This window comes from Halodesulfovibrio spirochaetisodalis (genome assembly GCF_001672295.1).
Lineage (GTDB): Bacteria > Desulfobacterota > Desulfovibrionia > Desulfovibrionales > Desulfovibrionaceae > Halodesulfovibrio > Halodesulfovibrio spirochaetisodalis.
In genome coordinates, this window is the sequence record NZ_JXMS01000011.1 from 80,342 (window position 1) to 100,991 (window position 20,650).

General features: G+C 47.4%; 18 protein-coding genes. 10 read left to right on the plus strand and 8 right to left on the minus strand.

The window, feature by feature from the left end; genetic code table 11:
• Nucleotides 1-40: 40 nt before the first annotated feature.
• The 4 genes from SP90_RS08145 to SP90_RS08160 all read right to left on the minus strand — a co-directional run bounded on the left by SP90_RS08145 (nt 41) and on the right by SP90_RS08160 (nt 3,608).
• Nucleotides 41-271, minus strand: coding sequence for a hypothetical protein (locus SP90_RS08145; RefSeq protein WP_066854422.1), 231 nt, complete (start codon nt 269-271; stop codon nt 41-43).
• Nucleotides 272-435: 164 nt separating this feature from the next.
• Complete coding sequence (locus SP90_RS08150; RefSeq protein WP_066854424.1) at nt 436-720, minus strand: hypothetical protein; 285 nt, start codon at nt 718-720, stop codon at nt 436-438.
• Between the two features lie 283 nt (nt 721-1,003).
• Nucleotides 1,004-2,008, minus strand: coding sequence for a TDT family transporter (locus SP90_RS08155; RefSeq protein ID WP_066854426.1), 1,005 nt, complete (start codon nt 2,006-2,008; stop codon nt 1,004-1,006).
• Nucleotides 2,009-2,318: 310 nt separating this feature from the next.
• The gene (locus SP90_RS08160) at nt 2,319-3,608 is read right to left on the minus strand and encodes a sulfurtransferase (RefSeq protein ID WP_066854428.1); all 1,290 of its coding nucleotides are present in this window, start codon (nt 3,606-3,608) and stop codon (nt 2,319-2,321) included.
• Nucleotides 3,609-3,809: 201 nt separating this feature from the next.
• On the opposite strand from SP90_RS08160, the gene SP90_RS08165 reads away from it, so the two are divergent.
• A complete protein-coding gene (locus SP90_RS08165; protein WP_066854431.1) occupies nt 3,810-4,706 on the plus strand; it encodes a DMT family transporter in 897 nt (298 codons plus the stop codon).
• Between the two features lie 6 nt (nt 4,707-4,712).
• Here the strand turns inward: SP90_RS08165 and SP90_RS08170 are convergent, their stop codons facing one another.
• Both SP90_RS08170 and SP90_RS08175 read right to left on the minus strand, forming a co-directional pair.
• Nucleotides 4,713-6,191, minus strand: coding sequence for a cryptochrome/photolyase family protein (locus tag SP90_RS08170; RefSeq protein WP_066854433.1), 1,479 nt, complete (start codon nt 6,189-6,191; stop codon nt 4,713-4,715).
• 117 nt (nt 6,192-6,308) lie between these two features.
• Complete coding sequence (locus SP90_RS08175) at nt 6,309-7,130, minus strand: UPF0280 family protein (protein ID WP_331710484.1); 822 nt, start codon at nt 7,128-7,130, stop codon at nt 6,309-6,311.
• Nucleotides 7,131-7,370: 240 nt separating this feature from the next.
• Between SP90_RS08175 and argF the strand changes: the two genes are divergently transcribed.
• The 6 genes from argF (at nt 7,371) to SP90_RS08205 (ending at nt 14,103) form a co-directional block, all read left to right on the plus strand.
• Nucleotides 7,371-8,276, plus strand: a complete 906-nt coding sequence (gene argF, locus SP90_RS08180; protein WP_066854437.1) for an ornithine carbamoyltransferase — start codon at nt 7,371-7,373, stop codon at nt 8,274-8,276.
• 153 nt (nt 8,277-8,429) lie between these two features.
• Nucleotides 8,430-9,626: an argininosuccinate synthase gene (locus SP90_RS08185; RefSeq protein ID WP_066854439.1), complete on the plus strand. Its 1,197-nt coding sequence runs from the start codon at nt 8,430-8,432 to the stop codon at nt 9,624-9,626.
• Between the two features lie 9 nt (nt 9,627-9,635).
• Nucleotides 9,636-11,015, plus strand: coding sequence for an argininosuccinate lyase (gene argH / locus SP90_RS08190; protein WP_066854441.1), 1,380 nt, complete (start codon nt 9,636-9,638; stop codon nt 11,013-11,015).
• Between the two features lie 431 nt (nt 11,016-11,446).
• Nucleotides 11,447-11,704 carry an RNA recognition motif domain-containing protein gene (locus tag SP90_RS08195; protein WP_066854443.1) on the plus strand — a complete coding sequence of 86 codons (258 nt, stop codon included), beginning with the start codon at nt 11,447-11,449 and terminating at the stop codon, nt 11,702-11,704.
• 676 nt (nt 11,705-12,380) lie between these two features.
• Complete coding sequence (locus tag SP90_RS08200) at nt 12,381-12,587, plus strand: hypothetical protein (protein WP_066854445.1); 207 nt, start codon at nt 12,381-12,383, stop codon at nt 12,585-12,587.
• 409 nt (nt 12,588-12,996) lie between these two features.
• Nucleotides 12,997-14,103: an AI-2E family transporter gene (locus tag SP90_RS08205; protein WP_066854447.1), complete on the plus strand. Its 1,107-nt coding sequence runs from the start codon at nt 12,997-12,999 to the stop codon at nt 14,101-14,103.
• 77 nt (nt 14,104-14,180) lie between these two features.
• Here the strand turns inward: SP90_RS08205 and SP90_RS08210 are convergent, their stop codons facing one another.
• Entirely contained in the window at nt 14,181-15,251 is a 1,071-nt protein-coding gene (locus SP90_RS08210; protein WP_066854449.1) for a branched-chain amino acid aminotransferase, read from the minus strand.
• Nucleotides 15,252-15,466: 215 nt separating this feature from the next.
• Nucleotides 15,467-16,465 carry a hypothetical protein gene (locus SP90_RS08215; protein WP_066854450.1) on the minus strand — a complete coding sequence of 333 codons (999 nt, stop codon included), beginning with the start codon at nt 16,463-16,465 and terminating at the stop codon, nt 15,467-15,469.
• A 265-nt stretch (nt 16,466-16,730) separates the two neighbouring features.
• On the opposite strand from SP90_RS08215, the gene ybgF reads away from it, so the two are divergent.
• From ybgF to SP90_RS08230, 3 genes are all read left to right on the plus strand, one after another.
• Nucleotides 16,731-17,798, plus strand: a complete 1,068-nt coding sequence (gene ybgF / locus SP90_RS08220; protein ID WP_066854452.1) for a tol-pal system protein YbgF — start codon at nt 16,731-16,733, stop codon at nt 17,796-17,798.
• Nucleotides 17,799-17,807: 9 nt separating this feature from the next.
• Nucleotides 17,808-19,322 carry a DNA-processing protein DprA gene (dprA, locus tag SP90_RS08225; RefSeq protein ID WP_066854454.1) on the plus strand — a complete coding sequence of 505 codons (1,515 nt, stop codon included), beginning with the start codon at nt 17,808-17,810 and terminating at the stop codon, nt 19,320-19,322.
• A 70-nt stretch (nt 19,323-19,392) separates the two neighbouring features.
• Nucleotides 19,393-20,361: a tyrosine recombinase XerC gene (locus SP90_RS08230; protein ID WP_066854456.1), complete on the plus strand. Its 969-nt coding sequence runs from the start codon at nt 19,393-19,395 to the stop codon at nt 20,359-20,361.
• The last annotated feature ends 289 nt before the right edge of the window (nt 20,362-20,650 follow it).

Consider the following 20,650-nt stretch of genomic DNA (forward strand, 5'->3'; position numbering starts at 1 on the left):
CCCCGTACAGAATCTGTACGGGGCTTTGTTGTGCAAAAAATTATTTGTCTTCCGGTTTACACCATACGCAGAAGTCTTCTTCTCGCTGGGTAACTTTGCTGCCGCAGGTAGGGCATCCGTTTTTAATACCACCTGCCTGAACAACTTTTACCACGTCCCCGGTATTGGCAACCCATGCGCCGTTCGGGCCTTTAGAAAACCCGAGCATACCACATTTTTCACAGTAATAGTTCAGCATTTTGTTATCGCTGCATCGACGGCATCCGTTCATGAATCATCTCGCTTTATGCTAAGAGCCTGTGGCTCGATTGTTGTTAGAGCAAGAATGCATGATACGGTTATGAAAAATGCAAGTCAACGGCTACCCGACGGGCTGGCAACAGGTTCGTAGCGGGCTTGAGTTGAGAGTTCCGTACTTGTTTGCAGTTGGGACAGTTACCCTGCGTTATTCAGTGCGACGCGCAATTCCTCAAGCAGAGTAGTTTTTTCTGTTGCTGTGCATTCTTGAATAAATTCTTCAAGCAGGCCGATAACCTCTTCAACACATGGTGCGTTGTTGTCCTGAATGATCTCCGCAATAAATACAGCCATTGCTGTGCCATTAGTACGGTTAAGGGAAGTTTGTTCGGTATCAGTATTGTCCCATTTGTAGCTTTCCTGATAGGCGCTGTCCTGAAGTACGTTCTTAACGGCTTGTTCGCAGTCAGTAAGGGTATGCATAGAAAACACCTCTAACGAAAGATTATAGTAGCTGTAGGTCTAATAATCAGGCTGAGGAAAGTAAAGTAACTAAGTGTTAAATATACAATACAAAAGAGCTGCGATACGGAATCGCTCATATGGCGAAGGAGATTGCCTTTAAAGAATAAGTTCTGCCGTAACGCGTTTTACACAGAAAGAGCCACCCAGTGCATGCTGCATAGGGTGGCTCTTTCATGTGCCGTTACCTTCCATTGGCTGTGCTGTGTTCCTTTGGAAGTATGTTGTCCGAGCAAGGAAAATATTAGTTTGAAACTGCTCCTGCAACCAGACGCTGTTTACGGAAGTGAGATACAACCGCTTCTTTCGGGAAGAAGAAGAGTGTGTAGCGGATTGCAACATAGGTAACAATTGTCGTTGCAATGTACAGCTCTGCTGTTGCGAGAGTAGACACCTGCTGCACGATTTCCTGCTGCCAACCCTGTGCGTTCATCCATGCACTCGCTTTGTAGAGTGCTGTAGACCCGATAACGAGTGGGAATGTAAAGGATGCGTATGCCGGGCTGAATGGGAGACGAAGCAGTTTAGTGAATGCCACGTACAGTACAAATGTCATGAGAACTGCGATGCCGAGCAGAACCGCAACAATAAGCGCAGAAGGGTTGCTGGTCATAGACAGGTATCCGGCAAGAGAGAGGCTTGCAGGCGCTGCCATGATTGCAATGGTTGGCTTTGCTGCATCTACGATTTCATTACAGAAAATGAGTCTGTAGATCATGATCGGCAACATGATTGCGTATGCTACCATGCCGAAGTAGAGCAGTAATGTTGCAAAAGAGTAAAAGTGTGTTCCGGCAAAGCTAACGTTAGCAACGATAATACCTACAGGTGGTACAAACCAGCTTGGAACCATCTTCTGCAAAGAAAAATCGTTGATCTGGTGAAAGATAAAGAAAGCAAGGAAAATAAGGTGGATGCCAACAGCAGCCAGCCAGAGAGTTTCACCTGCCAGTGGTGCAAATTTTGAAACAGCATTGGAAATGACCATTGTTGCCATAGCAAAGGTCGGTGCAACGCTGCCTACAACTGGGTGCGCAAGGTCGTTCAATAACGTTTTAGGGTAGAAAACAAAACGAGTGAGAAGTGCGAGAAGTAATACTGCTGCAATGGCTGCACCGGTCAACTGTGCGTAGCCCTGAAGAGGGGCGGCATTTTCCCAGCACCAGCCAAGGCTGGCAATGCCAAGAGCAAGACCTGCAGTAGGAGTAGGAACATCAGCGACTCGAATGATAGTTTTCGGATGGTTCATGGCGACCTCATTTGTGGTGAATGTGTTGAACCCCTTATAGGCAAAATTTCGACTTCGAGTATAGTTTAATGTTTTTAATTATACGGTAAGAAAAATTTAACAACGTACTGTTTCGATCAAAAAAGAAGCCCTGTTGAGTTGAGAATCAACAGGGCTTTTGTCTGTATGTCGTTGTTTTTATACAAATAGATTGGCTCAGGGAGTGGCTGGTTATTCAGGCGGAGTACGAGTGCTGGGTATATGCGAAAGGATTGTCTGATTGAGACTACAGTAGGGTTTGGCTCCTCGAGTACCTTTCAGCCAGCAATATTTATCGCTTAGGAGTGCCAGTTGCGGTGGGGTTTGCTGGATTCATACTCCAGATATGCCACCCGTCATCATAAAGGCTTACCTTTGTAAATCCCATAGCTTGTGCGTAGAGCAGTGCTTCGCTCGCACGCCAGCCAGTTCCGCAATAAAAAGAAACTTCTTTGTCAGGTGTAATGCCCCATTCTTTCCAGAAGGCAGCGATTTCGTGGTAATCTCGCATGGTATGATCTGGATTGCGGAAGTCATCCATGTTGTACGCATCTTTTCCAGCATGTCCCCAGACAGCTCCACGAATGCGCCCTTTGGGCTTGATGTATGAATAGCCGGTAGTGTTGCCGACAAATTCATCCCATGTCCGGATGGAAACAAGTTCTGCATCAGGAGAGTTAAGAATGCGCTTTGCTTCTGTAATATCGATCACAAGAGCGTTGTTCGGTGTTGCAGTTCCGAAGTCAGTGGCGGGAGTTGGCTCAACTTCACCTCGTTCGGTTTTGTATCCTGCGGCTTTCCATGCATGCAAGCCACCGTTAAGGATGCGTACATCTTTTACGCCAAGCAGTTGCATGGCAACAACTGCACGGGCTGCATCAATACCTGCTTCGCCGTATACAACCACTGGTGTGTCGGCTGTGATGCCGAGGGAAAGAAGATTGGTGCGAATCTCATCAGCAGGAAGGAAATTCCAGCGACGCTCTTCGGATTCCAGCAGGTCAGTATTCAGATGTACGGCCGTGGGGATATGATTCTGCTTGTAAACTTTGCCTTCGCCCCATGATGCTTCAATTACAAGGATATTTTTGGCAGCAAGACGGTTATGCACCCATTCAGCCGGGACGATATGCTTATACTGTGGCAGACGCTCAAGCGGAAGACCTGCTTTTTCCCATGCAGAAAAAGAGTCTTTATAGACGCTGATCTTGTCTGCGCTGATTCCCTGTGAAACAAGCCAGTCTGCAACAATACGTGCCTGTTCAGGAGTGTATCCGTAAACAATGACCTTTTTAGCGGTGTCCAGTTGCTTTGCTTTGGTGACTTCTTTGGTGCGAGGCAGTTTATTTGTCACCCATGATGCTGCAAGGTTTGTGGCGCCAGGCAAATGACCTGTTCGTTCCTCCTGTTCCATAGCCCAGCCGTTGAATGCGTCAGGGCTGCGTGCATCCACGAGGCGTGTTGTGTTCTTTGAACGTAATTCATTAACCTGATCTGTGGTTACGTCTGTGAATGTTGCGGCAAATGAAGCTGTTGAAATAAGTAATGCCAGTATGATAGAGGCAACGATGCGTTTGGCCATGAGATCTCCCTGAAAAAGTTTGTTTTCTCATAGCGTACCAGAAGATATAGAACAAATTGATTGATCTGATAGATGGGAAGGACAGGTATAGATTTTTGCAATCAGTGGTGCGTGTATTCTGATGAGGTGCTTGCCTTATGAAACGCCGTATCTTAGTGAGTAACGTATCTCTCTGTTAACCTGTTAGAAAATGAGAATAGAATGCGCCTTCCTGCTTCTTCTGCCCGATACGCCGGATATGTTTTTGCTTTGCTGGCTACTGTAATCTGGTCTGGTAATTTTATTGTTGCCCGTGGTCTGTCTGACGAAATAGCCCCTGTAACATTGGCGTTTGCACGATGGAGCACTGCCATGCTTGCGCTGCTCCCGTTTGCGCTGCGGGCGTTGTGGAATCAGCGCAAAGACGTTGCGGCAAACATGGGGCACTTGCTCCCTACAGCGTTCCTCGGTGTGACGGTGTTTAATACGTTAATTTACATTGCAGGGCATAAGACTACAGCGCTCAATTTGTCTCTGATTGCTATCTTTTCGCCTGTCTTCATTATTCTGCTGGCGCATTTCTTTTTGAACGACCGTATCACGGTATCGCGCATGGCTGGCGTAGTGCTGGCTGCATGTGGTGTGGTACTGCTGACAACACGCGGTAATGTGGCGTTGCTCTTGGAGTTACAGTTTAATCAGGGTGACCTGCTTATGTTGTTCGGAACCCTTGTGTTTTCTGTGTACACCATATTGGTGCGCAGAAAGCCTGTAACGCTTTCTCCGATTGCCTATCTTGGAGCAAACTTTGTTCTTGGCTGGATTATGCTGGTACCGTGGGTTGTATGGGAGTGGGCTTCTGTGCCGCCTGTTCTGCCTGCTGCGCATGTGTTGGGTGCAGTTCTCTACATTGGAATCGGGGCATCGCTCATGGCATATTTTTTCTGGAACAAGGCTATTGCGACAATTGGCCCTGCCAAGGCTGCTATTGTGTACTACAGTCTGCCATTGTTTTGCGGCATAGAAGCATGGCTGATCCTAGGTGAATCAGTTTCATGGGTGCATGGTGTTTCAGGCTTGCTGATTGTCTGCGGGATTTTTATCGCAAATCGCCAGTAACCGTTTCTATGGCAAAGAATCCAGATAGGCTTCTGCTGCTGCAAGATGTTGTTGCAGTTTTTCTTCGTTCATGCGCTGCAATCCCCATATCATAGGCCGTGTGCGGTTGTTGCCCTCAAAGAGTTCGTAATGGGTATAGATAAACCGCCAGTATAGACCGTCCCAAATCGTACACCAGTCTCCTTCAGGAAAATCACTCATTTTGCGGACATAATTACTGCTGCTGACATACGGCTTTGTGGTGATGAGTCCACCGTCTGCGTATTGGCTCATGCCATATACATTGGGAACCATGACCCAGTCATATGCATCTATAAATAGTTCTAGGAACCACATATACACCTGTTTCGGATCAAATTCGCACAGCAGCATAAAGTTACCGAGAATCATCAGCCGTTCAATGTGATGACAGTACCCGTGTTTCAAGACTCTTTGGATGACGGTATCAACAGGTGTAATGCCGGTTGTGCCTGTATAAAAACTATCTGGGAGCGGGCGGGTATGGTTGAAGAAGTTTGAAGTACGTTGCTGTACTCCCAGTTTACAATATGTGGCATGCATAAATTCCCGCCATCCGATGAGTTGTCGCACAAAGCCTTCAATGGAATTGATGGGGATGTTACGCTTTTCCCAGTTCTTGAGCACCGCATCCAGTACTTGTTTGGGGCTGAGCAGTCCGATGTTCAATGCCGGAGAAATAAGGGCATGGAAAAGGAAGTCGTGGTCATGAAGGATGGCATCCTGATAGATACCGAAATGCGGTAACTTGTGTTGAACAAAGTCATCCAGCCATTGCTGTGCTTGCTCATGCGTGTGAGGGTAGAGCAGTGCAGTTTTACTGCCTAATGCATTGGGATATCTTTTGCTTACATGGGTGAAGGCTTCGTCTGCAAAGGAGGAGCGTACGTCAGGAGGTGGAGGAGGAACGGGAACCATGCCGTCATAGGCGTATCTGTTTTGGGCATCCATCGACCATTTGCCTCCCACCGGTTTACCATTATCCAGTAAGAGGACACCTAAGGTTTTACGTTGGGCAGAGTAAAATGAGGCTTGCCGCGGAGAGTCCCCCAACAGTTTTTCAGCTTCGGTTCGTTGCAGAAAAAAAGCAGGGGTGGGCTGGATGGTCAGTTTGATTTTATGAGTTGCGCAGAGCTTTTTCAGGCGCTTTTCTATGAGATAGTCTGCAGGATCAGCAATAACGATGAGATTAATATCGTCTCTCGCCAGCGCTGCAAACAAGTTTTCCATGTTTTGCGATGGAGCATGTGGAATATAGGTAGTGGAGTGCCCTGCCTGCTGAAGATGGTGCTCATATGCCTTAAGGCTGGCACGGTGCAGCATGAGCTTTTGATGGTGGTAGATGTTCTGCCAGCGGTAATCCCCGAAAAGAAGTTGTTCTTCAAGCAGATAGACAGGCCTGCCATCTATGACAGACGGATGGTCGATGAATAGCTGGTGGGGGAAAATTACTGCTGCTTCTCGCATATCAACACCTCAATGAAGCAGTGTAGCATATTCTGCAGTCTGCATCCATTATGTGCGGAAGGATTGTTGATATGCGAGATTCAGCACTGAAATCGGGGTAACGCTCCCCATTAAAATTTACACAACAGCCAGTTCCATTTTTCCCCATACGCTGACTTTGTCACCGCACTGGGCAAAAACACCCTCAATACCGTATTGCTGCAAGCGGGCAGCTTCTTCTGTTACCAGTTCAACGTCACCGGGGAGCTTGAGCATGTTGCATAGGGCAGTTGCGCAGGCATCAGCAAGACTGCCGTTTTTGGATCTCACCGCAACCAGTTCTCCTTTGCCTAAGCTGATGGAGTGCCCGATAGTTGCGGATGAAGCACAGATACCCACTGGAAAGTCTGTGTCGTCGAGCTTTATGCCGATGGTCGCATCGCTGTTAGGGTCCGGTAGTAACCCTGCAATACGGGGCTTTGATGAAAGCATGTACACATCGCCGCCATTTTCAACAATAAGTTCGGGACTCTGGTATGCAAATTTTTCACATACCATCTGTGAAATAGTACCGGCGACGGCCGCCATGGGGCCTACATTAGCAATGCTGGCTGCTTCTGCCATGCGCTTGATAATGAGTGCTGCATGTTCCGGGACTGCCACAGGGGAATAGCTTTCTACAAACTCGGGATGAAAGGTGATGTAGGACTTCAGTATGCCGCGTAATTCAGTCACATACGCAGCAATTTCTAAAGACAGATTTTTGGATGCGGTTACATGTAAATCTGTCTCCTCAACGAGAACCTGAAAGGCCTGTTCATCATCGTGCCGAGTATACTGCTGCCGATAATGTCGTAAAGGATTGCTGTATGGTTTGGTACTCATTGTGAACATATACCGATGGTTGTAGTCTTTTGCAACTCCCTGAAAATGGAACCGTTTGCATTCGGTTTTACTCATGCAGCTTTGTATAAAATTCGAGAGTGCAGGGCGGGTGAAAGAATGGAGGTGACACTCTCCTTCGAAGGAGTGTTTTGTGCAGAAATTCCATGAGAAATTCATATACTGCGGCTTTACAAGCTTAGGTATTCAGCCTAAAACATCTGCTTCAGGTTATTTTTAGCAAGCAGTCTGCTTGTTGATGGCTGAAATCATTTGTAAGGATTTTATTGGGAAAGCACACAATTACAGGGGGTCATGATGACCAAGCACTTTACACGTATCAGAGATTTAGGTTGCCAAGCAGCGCATGACCTGATTGCCCGCGCAAAAGAAATGAAAGACACTGATTACCGCAGTGAGCTTTTAGACGGCAAGACAGCGATTATGCTCTTTGAAAAGGCTTCCACCCGTACACGAGTTTCTTTTGAAACTGCTGTATATCACCTTGGCGGAAAAACTATCTTTATGACTCCGGCTGAAAGCCAGCTGGGTCGAAGTGAACCGCTCAAAGATACTGCTCGAGTGCTCTCCCGATACAATGACTGTATGATTGTTCGAACCTTCGGTCAGGAAAATATTGAACAGCTGGCTCACTACGGTGATATTCCGGTTGTTAATGCCCTGACCGACCAGGGGCACCCGTGTCAGATTATGAGTGATCTTTTAACCATTCATGAGCGCACTCCTAATTTTGACGCAGTACGTGTTGCATGGATTGGCGATGGTAACAACATGGCTAATTCATGGATTGAAGCAGCAATGTACTTTCCGTTTGAGCTGTTTATGGCATTTCCGGAAGGCTACGAGCCGGATAAAGAATTGCTTACATTCGCGCTTCAGGCTGGCGCAAAAATCTTCTGTACCCACGAACCGGAATTGGCTCTTGAAGGTGCACACTATGTAAACACAGACGTGTGGGCATCTATGGGACAGGAAGAAGAGCAGAAGCGACGAGAAAAAGCATTTGCAGGCTACATGATTGATGAGAAAATGATGGCACTCGCTCATCCAGATGCGAAGTTCATGCATTGCCTCCCTGCACACCGCGGGGAAGAAGTGAGTGAAGAAGTGCTTGAAGGTCCGGCTTCTATTGTATGGGATCAGGCTGAAAACCGCCTGCACATGCAAAAAGCAATTCTCGAGTGGATATTCACAGCAGAATAGTAACAATGACGCATATTGTTGCCGCCGCTGTTGAATAAACTGAAAACGCAGTGAGCATGGCGCAATCTGCTTCAGTTTTTGAGAATTTGAGCTAGATATGATGCGGGGCACGTTATGTGCCCCGTTTTTCAATAAAAGAATGGAAGGTACGAAATGGCTAATGAAATTAAAAAAGTTGTGCTCGCATACTCCGGCGGGCTCGATACTTCTGTAATCCTCAAATGGATTGCGCTTACCTACAACTGCGAAGTTATTACCCTCACAGCTGACTTAGGTCAGGAGGAAGACCTTGACGGCGTAGATGAAAAAGCACTCGCAACCGGTGCTACCCGTGCCTACGTTGAAGATCTTCGTGAAGAGTTTGCACGCGACTACATTTTCCCGATGATGCGCGCTAACGCAATCTACGAAGGCCGCTACCTGCTCGGTACTTCTATTGCCCGTCCGCTTATCACCAAACGCCTTATCGAAATTGCACATCAGGAAGGCGCACAGGCTGTAGCACACGGCGCAACTGGTAAAGGTAACGATCAGGTTCGTTTCGAGCTGTCCGCAATGGCACTTGATCCGTCTATCAAAGTTATTGCTCCGTGGCGTGAATGGAACTTCCGTTCCCGTACAGACCTTAACAACTTCGCAGAGCAGCACGGTATTCCGCTTCCTGTAGCAGCTTCCCGTAAGCTCTACTCCATGGACAGAAACATGCTTCACTGCTCATTTGAAGGTGGCGAACTGGAAAGCCCTTGGCTTGAGCCGGGCCCGGGTTCCTATCTTATGGCTGTTCCTGTTGAAGAAGCACCGGATGAGCCGGAATACATTGAACTCGAATTTATCAACGGCGATCCAGTTGCCCTTAACGGTGAAAAGTTAAGCCCTGCTGCAATGGTAAAAGCGCTTAACACCGTTGGTGGTAAACACGGCGTTGGCCGTCTCGACATGGTTGAAAACCGTTTCGTTGGCATGAAGTCCCGCGGCGTATATGAAACTCCGGGTGGCACAATCATGCACATTGCTCACCGCGATCTCGAAGGCATCTGCCTTGACCGTGATACCATGCACCTTCGTGACTCCATGATTCCTAAGTATGCTGAGTGCATCTACAACGGTTTCTGGTTTGCACCTGAGCGTGAAGCAATGCAGAAGCTCATCGACGAAACACAGAAAAACGTTTCCGGTACTGTTCGTATCAAACTGTACAAAGGCAACGTTATCCCTGTTGGTCGTAAGTCTCCGTACTCTCTCTACCGCGAAGATCTCGCAACTTTTGAAGAGGATGATGTTTACGATCAGGCAGACGCAGCAGGCTTTATTAAGCTTCAGGGCTTACGTCTGCTCGGCTACAAAAAGTAGGGTTTCACCATGGCAGAAAAAAAGATGTGGGGCGGACGTTTTCGTCAGAAGACCGCTGCGCTCGTAGAAGAATACACAGAATCTGTTTCCTACGATAAGAACCTCTACAAGCAGGATATCGCAGGCTCTAAAGCACATGCGCGTATGCTTGCCCGTCAGCAGGTTATTACGCAGGAAGATGCAGATTCCATCGTATCCGGCCTTGATGCTATTCTTAAGGAAATTGAAGACGGTACCTTCCAGTGGAAAACTGAGTACGAAGATGTTCACATGAACATCGAAAGTCGTCTTTCAGAGCTTATCGGTGATGCCGGCAAACGTCTGCATACCGGTCGCTCCAGAAACGATCAGGTGGCACTTGATTTCCGCCTGTACGTATCTGACTCCATTCGTGAATGGCAGGAGCTTCTTAAAGGCGTTGTTGCTGAGCTTGTAAAGCAGGCTGAAGAGCACGTGGATACTTTGCTTCCGGGTTGTACGCACATGCAGCCAGCACAGCCTGTATCCCTTGCACATCATCTTCTTGCCTACGCGTGGATGCTGCAGCGCGATTTTGATCGCCTTGCAGACTGCGACAAACGTGCCCGTGTGTGCCCGCTGGGCGCAGCGGCACTCGCAGGTACCACATACCCGCTCGATCCTGCTTCAGTTGCAGAAGAACTTGGCATGTACGGAACCTTCAAGAACTCTATGGATGCGGTGTCCGACAGAGATTTTGTTCTGGAATCCATGTTTGCCGGTTCACTCGTGATGACACATCTTTCACGTCTCAACGAGGAGCTTGTATACTGGGCAAACCCTAACTTCGGATACATCTACTTGCCAGATGCGTACGCCACCGGCTCAAGCATCATGCCGCAGAAGAAAAATCCGGATGTATCAGAGATTATGCGCGGTAAAGTAGGGCGTACCTACGGCGCGCTCATGAACCTGCTCACCACAGTGAAAGGTCTTCCAATGACCTACAATCGTGACATGCAGGAAGATAAAGAGCCGTTTATCGATACCGATAAAACAGTTTCTGCATCTCTTGCCATTATGGCAGGCATGCTCTCTGAGCTGCGTTTTAACACAGCGCGTATGGAAGAAGTGCTTAAACAAGGCTTCCTCAACGCAACAGAACTTGCTGACTACCTTGTTGGCAAGGATGTTCCGTTCCGTGAAGCACACCACATCACAGGCGCTGCGGTGGCGCTTGCTGAAGACAAAAACAAAGGCCTCGAAGATCTTACCATCGACGAGTTCACCTCTGTTTCTGATCTTATTACAGACGATGTGTACGAAGTACTTTCCTACAAAAACGCTGTAGCACGACGTAAAACTCAGGGCGGTACAGGCCCTGATGCAGTGCGTGCACAAATCGCAGAACTTAACGACTGGCTTAGCTAAGTTGTTTTCTTGAATAATGTAAAAAGGGCATCCATTGAGGGTGCCCTTTTTTTGTCTCCGACAGTGCTTGCCAGCAGGGCTTTAAGAACCTTGTTTCACTGTCCTCATCCGTAATCTTTCATTCTTTAAGAACGGCTGAGGCTCTAAGGAAGAAAGGTTCTTAAAAATCTCCAAAGACTGCGAGTTCAGTCTGTTGTTTATGTTTTAACGCGGCTTATGCGCCACTACCTTAGAATATTCGGCAGAGTGTGGGAGAAGGTGTGGTATATACCACACAATATTTAGTTGGAATAGGCGGGAGAGATAAACAGTAAGTAAATACGTTGCGGCGGGATATTTTTCTGCCAGCATATTTTCGTTGCGGGTAGTTGCTATTTAGGTATATTGCGACAGAAACACGGTATACTCGTGAACTTTTTATGGAGAATCTGATGATAAAGAGTATTTTTGTCGGCAACCTTGCATGGTCCGCTGAAGATGATGATTTACGGAGCTTTTTTGAAGAATGTGGCACAGTGATCCGTGTACGCATTATGAAAGATCAGGAAACTGGTCGCTCCCGCGGATTTGCATTTGTAGATATGGATGCTGATGAAGCCGATGCTGCAATTGAGACCCTGAACGGTAAGAACTTGATGGGACGCCCTGCAAGTCTTTCCGAAGCAAAACCTCGCGCGCCTCGTCGCTAGCATTCAAGTAGTCTAAACAAATTTTGGTGTGTAAAAGCTCCTGCCTCTATTGAGGTGGGAGCTTTTTTTTGTTCATTTTCTACGTTGCAGAATTGGTTTTCTGTACAAAATATCCATATTTTGAAATTGTTAGCGCAGTAAGCTTGCAGCAATCAATATTTGGTCGGGAGTATGAGGGATATATAATACCCGCAAGGGGAAACCCCTCTGGTCGTTTCTGGTGGGCGGCTGTTGAAGCTCTCGACCTTTTTTAGTTCGCAATGCCAACAATAGCGTGCATCGATTGTGAGATAAGGGAAGCGTCGTTCCTTCTATTTGACACTCTCATAAAAAAACGACATATTTTCACCTAGGTGCTTCAACACACCTAGGTTTTTTATTTAAACCAACACTCAGCGGCTCTCCGCTTCCTGTAAGAAGTGGTTTTTTGCGTTCAATTTTCAAGAGATACAACTCCTGCCAATCTTGGCGTTCCTAGGAGCAGTGCATCTTGTGTTTGAAGGCATCCTACCTTACACGATCAAGCTATTTTTGATCGGGAGTACGAGGGCGATACAATACCCGTAAGGGGAAAACCCTCTGCCGACCTGAGTGCGGTGTTGAAGCTCCCGATCTTTTTTATTTGCGCGAACTCAACATAGCGTAAAGAAAAAACATAACACTCAGGAGTTGTCTTATGGCACAAATCAACACTTCCCTTTCGTTTGATCCCATTACTGAATTGTACGATGTTGCAAGCACCTTGCGGATGCTGCATGAGAAGCTTGGCGATGAGTATCCGGAGCTGAAGCACACATGGTGTTGCTTGGAGCGGTCTCTTAATAGTTGTCTGGAAGTCTTGGATGCAGACAGCGTTGATGCCGCGCTGAAAAAAGATAGTTAGTAACATTGAAGAGAGAATGTCCCCCATTTCACGGTGTGTATTTCATTGTGAAATAGGGGACTTTTTTTATGCGTACTTTTTTTGAATGGCAGGCAGTGTGGTTGTTGAGAATCACAGACGGGTAGACATGAAAACTAAAAAAAATGAGGGATTATCCATCGTAATTTGATTACAGACCAGCTATGTTGTCGTAACAAGCTGTTATGAATTCGGAAAAGATGAGCAAAAAGATGTTTCTCGCTTGATAATAGGGCTGATCATCATGTAGGCCAACCGGACTGCAAAGGTCGACATCACTTTTGTAAGGCACTGCCTGTTGGCCAGTAACTTGCCAGAAAAACAGTGCAAAAGATTTCTTGATCTTTGCATATATGTGGGAACCTTTGGTCGTAAGAAAAATGGAAAATATATGATAGATAACGATGCACCATACACCTTTGATCGGGTGATTCGGTTACTTCTAGCGGGAGGCTTTATTTGGGTAAGCGTACTATTACTCGATACGTTGAGTGATGCGCTAACTCCATTTGTGGTCGCCTTAACTCTGGCATACATGCTTCACCCAATGGTGAACTTTACTGGCCGTTACATTAAAAATCGCACGGCTGCAGTGTTGATAACCCTCGTCGCCATATTGCTCCCTACAGCCAAACTGATTTGGATGGCATTGGGCATGATTGGCGGAGAGCTCAAACATACAGGGGAATTACTGTCCAGCGTGATCAATAACTCCGCTGTAGCCCAAAGGGCGGAACAGTATATTCCTGCGGATATCTGGCAAAAGGTGCTGGAGCTGGCGAAGCAGGAGAAAGTCCGTAACTTTCTCACTGAGTCAGGCTTAACTGATATGTTACAAGCTTCTGTCCAGAAAGCACTGCCGGGCATCTGGCACATAGTTAGTGGGTCGGCGCAGACTCTGACCGCTGTTGCTGGTCTGTTCGTAATTATTTTGTACCTTGTTTTTCTTCTCAACGACTATGACAAACTGAGTGGCTGGCGCAAGTGCGTTCCTGTTGGTTATCGAGATCGCGTCATAACCTTTGTGGATGAATTTACCACTGTCACCAATCATTATTTTCGAACGCAAGCTCTCATCGCACTCATTATAGGCTGCCTTTTTTCTGTAGGCTTTCTGATCATAGGACTTCCGCTGGCAGTCCTTTTGGGTATGCTGATAGGTCTTTTGAATATGGTGCCTTACTTGCAGATCATAGGGCTTATCCCAGCCTTTTTCTTGGCAGGAATCGATGCTTTGGCCACAGGAGGGAACTTTTGGTATGCATTGGGTGGCGTTGGGCTGATCTTTGCAATAGTTCAAGTTTTGCAGGATGCCGTGCTCGTTCCACGGCTTCAAGGAGAGAGTTTGGGACTTTCTCCTTGGATGATTCTGCTCTCTCTTTCCATCTGGGGAAAGCTGCTCGGTTTCTTAGGAGTGGTTTTAGCTCTGCCGCTAAGTTGCATAGTGCTTACACTGTATCGACAGTGGATGGCGAAAGCTGAAGAGGGTGCTGCATAGCATCATTTCCCCTGTCTTTCGGATACAAAAAAAGGCGCTCAATTGAGCGCCTTTTTGTAATTCAAGAATCGGGGTGCTTAGTAGCGAGGAACCTGAACGAGCCAGCCTTCTGGTGCTTCAGTTTCGCCACGCTGCATGCTTACGTATTTTTCGTAGATAGCGCGGGTGTGTTCACCGATTTCGCCGTTACCTACAACGTATTCTTTGCCGTCGTCTGTGACGTATTTGCCTACAGGTGTGATTACTGCAGCAGTACCGAAACCGCCTGCTTCGATGATTTCGCCACTTTCTACCTGCTTAAGGAATTCAGAGATTTTGATACGTTCCTGACGTGCATTCGGGAAAAGTTCCAGAATTGACTGGGAAGTGATGGACTTCAGGATTGTGTCAGTGAATTCAGGGATAACGATGGAACCGTCTTTCATGATATGGAAGTGGTTCATTGCGCCAACTTCTTCAAGGAAGGTGTTGGTGGTGTCGAGGTAGAGTACCTGACCGCAGCCTTTAGATTTTGCAAATTCCTGCGCGCGCAGGGAAGCAGCGTAGTTACCGCATGCTTTTGCAGCACCTGTGCCGCCTGGTGTAGCACGGTGGAATTTTTCAGTGACGAGCAGGGTCACAGTGTTGCTGAAGCCGCCTGCGTAGTAAGGGCCGCTTGGTGAGAGCATGATACAGTAAGTGTATTTTGCGCTAGGATGAACACCAAGGGAGTCCTGAGTCGCAAACATGAACGGGCGGATGTATAAGGATGCTTCATCCATACCCGGGCACCAGTTGCGCTCAACGTCGAGCAGGCGATTGAGTGCTTCTACCTGAAGGTCTACAGGAATTTCTGGCATGCAAAGGATGCGTGCAGATTCGTTAAGACGCTCTGCGTTTTTGTCGAAGCGCCATGTGAAAATTTCACCGTCGCGCTGGAACGCTTTAGCGCCTTCAAAAATAGCCTGACCGTAGTGGAGTACCATTGCGCCAGGTGCGATGGAGAAGTCCTGATAAGGAACAATGCGCCCATCTTTCCATTCGCCGTCTTCGTAATCAACAACGAACATGTGATCACTGCGCATTTGACCGAATGAGAGTGTTTCAACTCCTGATAAACACTCATGATTCCGTTTTTCCTCAGGCAGTAAGTCAAGTTTAAAGTCCATTCCAGAATCCTTTTCTCCGGTAGCATACCGTTTTATAATTCAAATTGGCGGGGCACCAATATTCACTCAATCTGAAGAATATTTGAACAGTTTGACATATATTGTCAACGCCTTTTGCATAAAACCGTTTCCGGTTCCCCGAGCCTCTAAACAAATAAAGCCCGGCACCTGAGCGGTGCCGGGCTTTTTGATAACTCGTGTGAGTTAAAGTTAGCCTACTGTCCGACTGCAGGTTGTAGCGCCATTGGCATGAAAAGACCAATGTAGCCTATTGTTAGTAGGCTAATGTTGGCAATAATCACAATAATGGCAGCACAGTAGATGCTCACTTTTCTGCGCATAGGAGCTGCGCTGAGTACAATAAATGTCCAGAGAATGCAGGCAAATACAGGCAGGCCAAGAGTAAAGGCCCACGCAACAAAAGCAGGGTTCTGCATGAGATCTGCCGGTACATTCGTGGAAATGATGTCGATAAATACGGTTACGTCCAGCAGGGTAACGGAAGCAGCAAGCTGGAGAACAGCGCCGCAGATTGCCCATTTGGCTGCGTATGGCATTGCAAATTTGTAGTAGTCGCGACCGAAGTCGTCTTTATCTCTGCGTGCAAGCAGGTAGACCTGACTAAAGGCGCCGCACAAGGTAAGTCCCATGAGGAAGCCAATGGCAAGAAAAAAGATAAACGACGTTGTATTTGCAGTAGTAATAAGTGCGATAAGTACTTCTACAGGGGTAGCGACAGCAGGAAGCGGATGAGCAGGATCAAGTAAGCAGTTTGCAACAATTGCCAGACAGGTGACTGCGGCAAAAAGCAGTACGGAGCTTACGAGTCCGAGAGTCATGTGTGCGCCTTTTTGTTTGCGCATAGTTTTCCAGACCATCAGGTACATAGTCACAACAGCAGCGGCGAGCACGGAAACACATGCAGCCGCAATAAGAGGCAATTGATACGGTCCTTGGAGGACGGTCGGATCAATCGTCAGGTAACGCGCAGTCGCCACTCCGAGCGCTGCGAAAGCAAGGCCGCCATAAATGAGGCACATGCGAGTGAGCTGCTTACCAAACTTATCGTAAAAACTCTTCTTCTGAGATTTTGCGATGCTTTGGCTGATAGCAGAAATCAGTGGAAGGGACGGCACAGCAAACAATGTCATGATTACCAACATGCCTGCAAGTCTCATCCCCAGATACTGAGGGTCGTAGAGTAGCCAATTCATGCTACAGGAACTCCTTTGGATGCATTTGCACGGCTTTTGTGCCGGGCAACCGTTTCCTTGCATCATTTACACGCGAAAAGCAAGTTTGGCACATAGTCCAGTATGCATTAAGAGTGCTGTAATAGCTGTTCTTTCCAGAAAAAATAACTTCAGTTGAGAACAGAATACAGGTATGCTGCGCGTGATATTTGGTGATAGATGCACTGATGGCATGTTGTATATTAGAAAATTGTCTGTAAGCAGAGCGTATTGTAGAGGAGTGGTAATGCTGAGACGGTTGTTTGCAGGGGGGCTTATTTTCGTATGTTGCGGGTGCAGTACTGCCGCAATGAATACGGATGTAGCAAGTACACGGTGGCGAATGGAGAATCTGGAACAGCGCTTTCTGGATTTTAGAGAGAAAGCGGCAATGCGCGAAGCTGACCTTTCTGCACGAATTGCAAAGCTGGAAAAAAAGGTTGGCCTGCCTGTTCCGTCGCAGGAAGAAATGATTCTTACGTCTACCCAGCTGACACCGGATGTTCATGTATTTGCAAAACGCGGTACTATAGTTACATCGCAGCCTGCAACTACTGCTTCTAAACAAAAGGCACCTGCTTCGGCTGCTATACAAAAGGGCGGGACAACACATTCGTCATCCAGTAAGCGACCTGATAAAAAGTACAGTGTTGATATTCAGAAAAAGAAGGAAGACGAAAAGGCTGCCATTGCGATGTTCATCCCAAAAACATCTCAACCGAAAGCTGCTAAGTCTCCAGCAATTCAAAAACATACTTCAGCTCAGCCAACACCAACGGCAGGTAAAACGCTGTCTGCTTCAGCAACAAAACCTGTTTCTGCAAAGTCTGCTGCCAAGCCCCGTGTGTTAAAACACACCAAACCTTCTTCAACGGTTACTGCTTCTCGGGTAACCAACGTTGCAGTGGTGCCTAAGCGTGTTGTTCCGGTTCCAGCCAAGAAAAAAGGTGCTTCATCCATGTACAAGCACGGGCTGGAGCTGTTGGGAAGCGGAGCGTATGAGCAAGGACGCGAGCGTCTTGAAGAGTTTTTGACAGAGTTTCCATCGCATGATCTTGTCCCTAATGCTGTCTATTGGGTTGGCGAGTCTTTCTATTCCCAGAAGGATTTTCGACTTGCAATCGACTTGTTCCGCGAAGTTTTGCTACGTTTCCCAAAAAGTAATAAGGCAAGAGCCGCAATGCTTAAAATCGGGTATTCATATAAAAAGCTGCACGAAATTTCAGAAGCTCGCCGCTTTTTGCTGAAAGTTGTTGAGACGTACCCAAAAAGTAATGAAGCGCGTCTTGCCCGAAAAATGCTCTCTGGCTTTTAATTGGTACGTATGAACGCTACTCCTGTAAGTTGTCTGGCAACATTATCTGACGAACGGCGTGAAGATTACTGGGCTTCATTGGCGTTCCGGTATACAGCAGGGCTTGGATTCAGAACCGCCAAGCGACTTTTGGTGGAATATGGATCAGCAGCAGCTGCCATGAAGGATATCAAAGGTTGGGCAGCAAAGGCTTCTATTTCCGCAAAGGTTATTGAAGCTGTGCTGAGCAACCGGTGGCGTGAGCAGGCACGAAAAGAGTGGGAAAACGCAGGGCAGGTTTCGTGTAACATCGTTCTGTGGGCTGACCCTGAGTACCCTGATCTGTTGCGGGAAATTCCAGATCCGCCATTACTGTTGTATTACAAGGGCGACTGTTCTTTATTAAAAAATCCATCCATAGGTGTCGTCGGCTCCCGTCGTTGTTCTAAGGATGGTATTAATACAACAAAAGTGCTCGGTAAAACGCTGTCAGCCTCTGGTGTTACAACTGTTTCCGGACTTGCCCGTGGCATAGACTCTGTTGCTCACAGCTCGTCGTTGACTGGCTGGGGCAGTACTATTGCTGTTCTGGGTACTGGCATTTCCCATGTATATCCTCCTGAGAATCGTGAACTATTTTTTCAGATAGCAGAACACGGAGCCATTGTTACAGAGTTTCCTCCCAATATGCCGCCTGAAGGGCGAAATTTTCCGTTGCGTAACCGAATCATCAGCGGCCTTGCACTAGGCGTACTTGTTGTTGAAGCCATGCCCAAAAGCGGCAGTCTTATTACTGCACGGCATGCTCTAGAGCAGGGGCGGGAAGTTTTTGCCGTGCCCGGAAGAATGCAGGCTCGTGCGTCGTCTGGCTGTCATGATTTGATCAGACAAGGCGCTACGGCTGTTTTTTCCTGTGACGATATCCTTGTTTCCATTGCTCCGTTGCTCGGTGTTTCTCTTGAGAGCTTCACTAGAACAACAGATTCAGAGAACGCTACTTCAGCAGCGCTGCCTTCAGAAAATGAATCTAAGCCAGAGAACCCATATGAAACCGAGTTAGTTGAATCATCACATGAATCCAACAGGGCGGCTTCTATAGACGCTGTTGAACAAATCACTGACGACTCGCTAGAGCATGATGCTGAAGAGAAGGCGTTAACGCTGGAAGAGCGGCTGGCTGCCATACCGGAAGTAATTGAGATTCCTCTGACCGCTTCAACAGAAATCAGTTCTTCATGTGAGGCTGAGCAGGTATCTGAAACAAAAACTCACTCAGATGAAGCTGTCGACAGCAAGGCAGCCGTACCAGAACCTCAAGTGCAGGTTCATGCTGATATCCTACCGCTGGATCAAAAATTAATTGATCCCGATGCACCACTTGATGAGCAGATTCTTTCATTACTTACAGGCGAAGAGCCTGTGCATATTGATGTGCTGAGTAGACTGTTGAATCATCCAGCATCTACAATAAGTACAGCACTACTTATGCTTGAAGTTGCAGGAAGTGTTCGTCAGTTGCCGGGCATGAAGTATTCGAAAATGTAATTGCCTCATGTTTTATTTTATTCATAAGTAACATGGGAATACCATAGTATTTGCGTAAGCGGAGAGAATAATGATCGCGGATGATACGTTCACTGGCGAATTGCCGGAACTGCCTGATATGGCTGAGATGTACATAGGGCATTTAAGTATCGAAAAGGGGTACTCAAGTGCCACTGTGGAGGCGTACGCACGCGATCTGTACCAGTTTGAAACCTACCTGCACCGAACACAGCAGACTTTGGATGCACCGGAAAAGGTTAAGCGTGAGCATGTACGCGGTTTTTTAGCAGAGTTGCATCGTATGGAGATAGGCAAAACCTCTATGGGACGTAAGCTCTCTGCGCTGCGTGGTTTTTTTAAATACATGGCGAAGCGCAAGCTGATTCAGAATATTCCAACAGAAAGTGTGCGGAACCCGAAAGCGCCCCAAAAGCATCCAACAGCACTTAATGTTGATCAGACCTTTGAGGTGCTGAACAAAAAGAAGCAAACCGTTGCAGAGTCAACACGCAAACGTGCGTATGGTGAAGAGCAGTTGTTGCGCGACCTTGCACTGGCAGAACTGTTGTATGGCTCCGGCTTGCGAATATCAGAGGCGTTGCGCCTTAATATACACGATATTAATGTAAACTCAGGCATAGTACGCGTCATGGGAAAGGGTGAAAAAGAACGGGTCGTACCTCTCTCTGACACAGCTAAAGAAGCAATGACAGCATGGCTTTCTGTGCGAGGTAAGCTGGATGCAACAGACCAAGAGCAAGCCTTATTCCTCGGAGCACGAGGAGGAAGACTGAATCGCAGGCAAGCAGCAAGGTTGATCGAAGATCTGTGCAAACGCGTTGGGCTGCCCCAAGCAATTTCACCGCATAGTTTGCGGCACTCGTTTGCAACCCATCTACTCGAAGCAGGAGCTGATATGCGCAGTGTTCAGGAACTGTTAGGGCATGCGCGGCTAACCACTACACAGCGGTATACGCATCTTACCATTGCGAAGCTTGTCGAGGTGTATGACAAGGCGCATCCTGGAGGAAAGGGATAACGTTGTGCCTCCGGCGGGTCTCCGACGGCTTAAGAACCCTTTTGAAAAAGGGCTTCTTAAGAATCTCCTAAAACTTTTTTCTGCGACGCAAGCTGACGGACAGAGATTCTTCGCGGCTTTTGCACTACTCCCTTTCTAGTTACGAAGGGTGCCCTTCAAATGAGGGGCACCCTTTTATTGTTACAGAAAGGTAGCTACCTGCGCGGCTTCCAAGACCATAATTAACGGGCTGAAAGCGCGCTAAATCGGGTCAAGGGGCATGCCCCTTGCGGGATGCAAGGGCAGACCT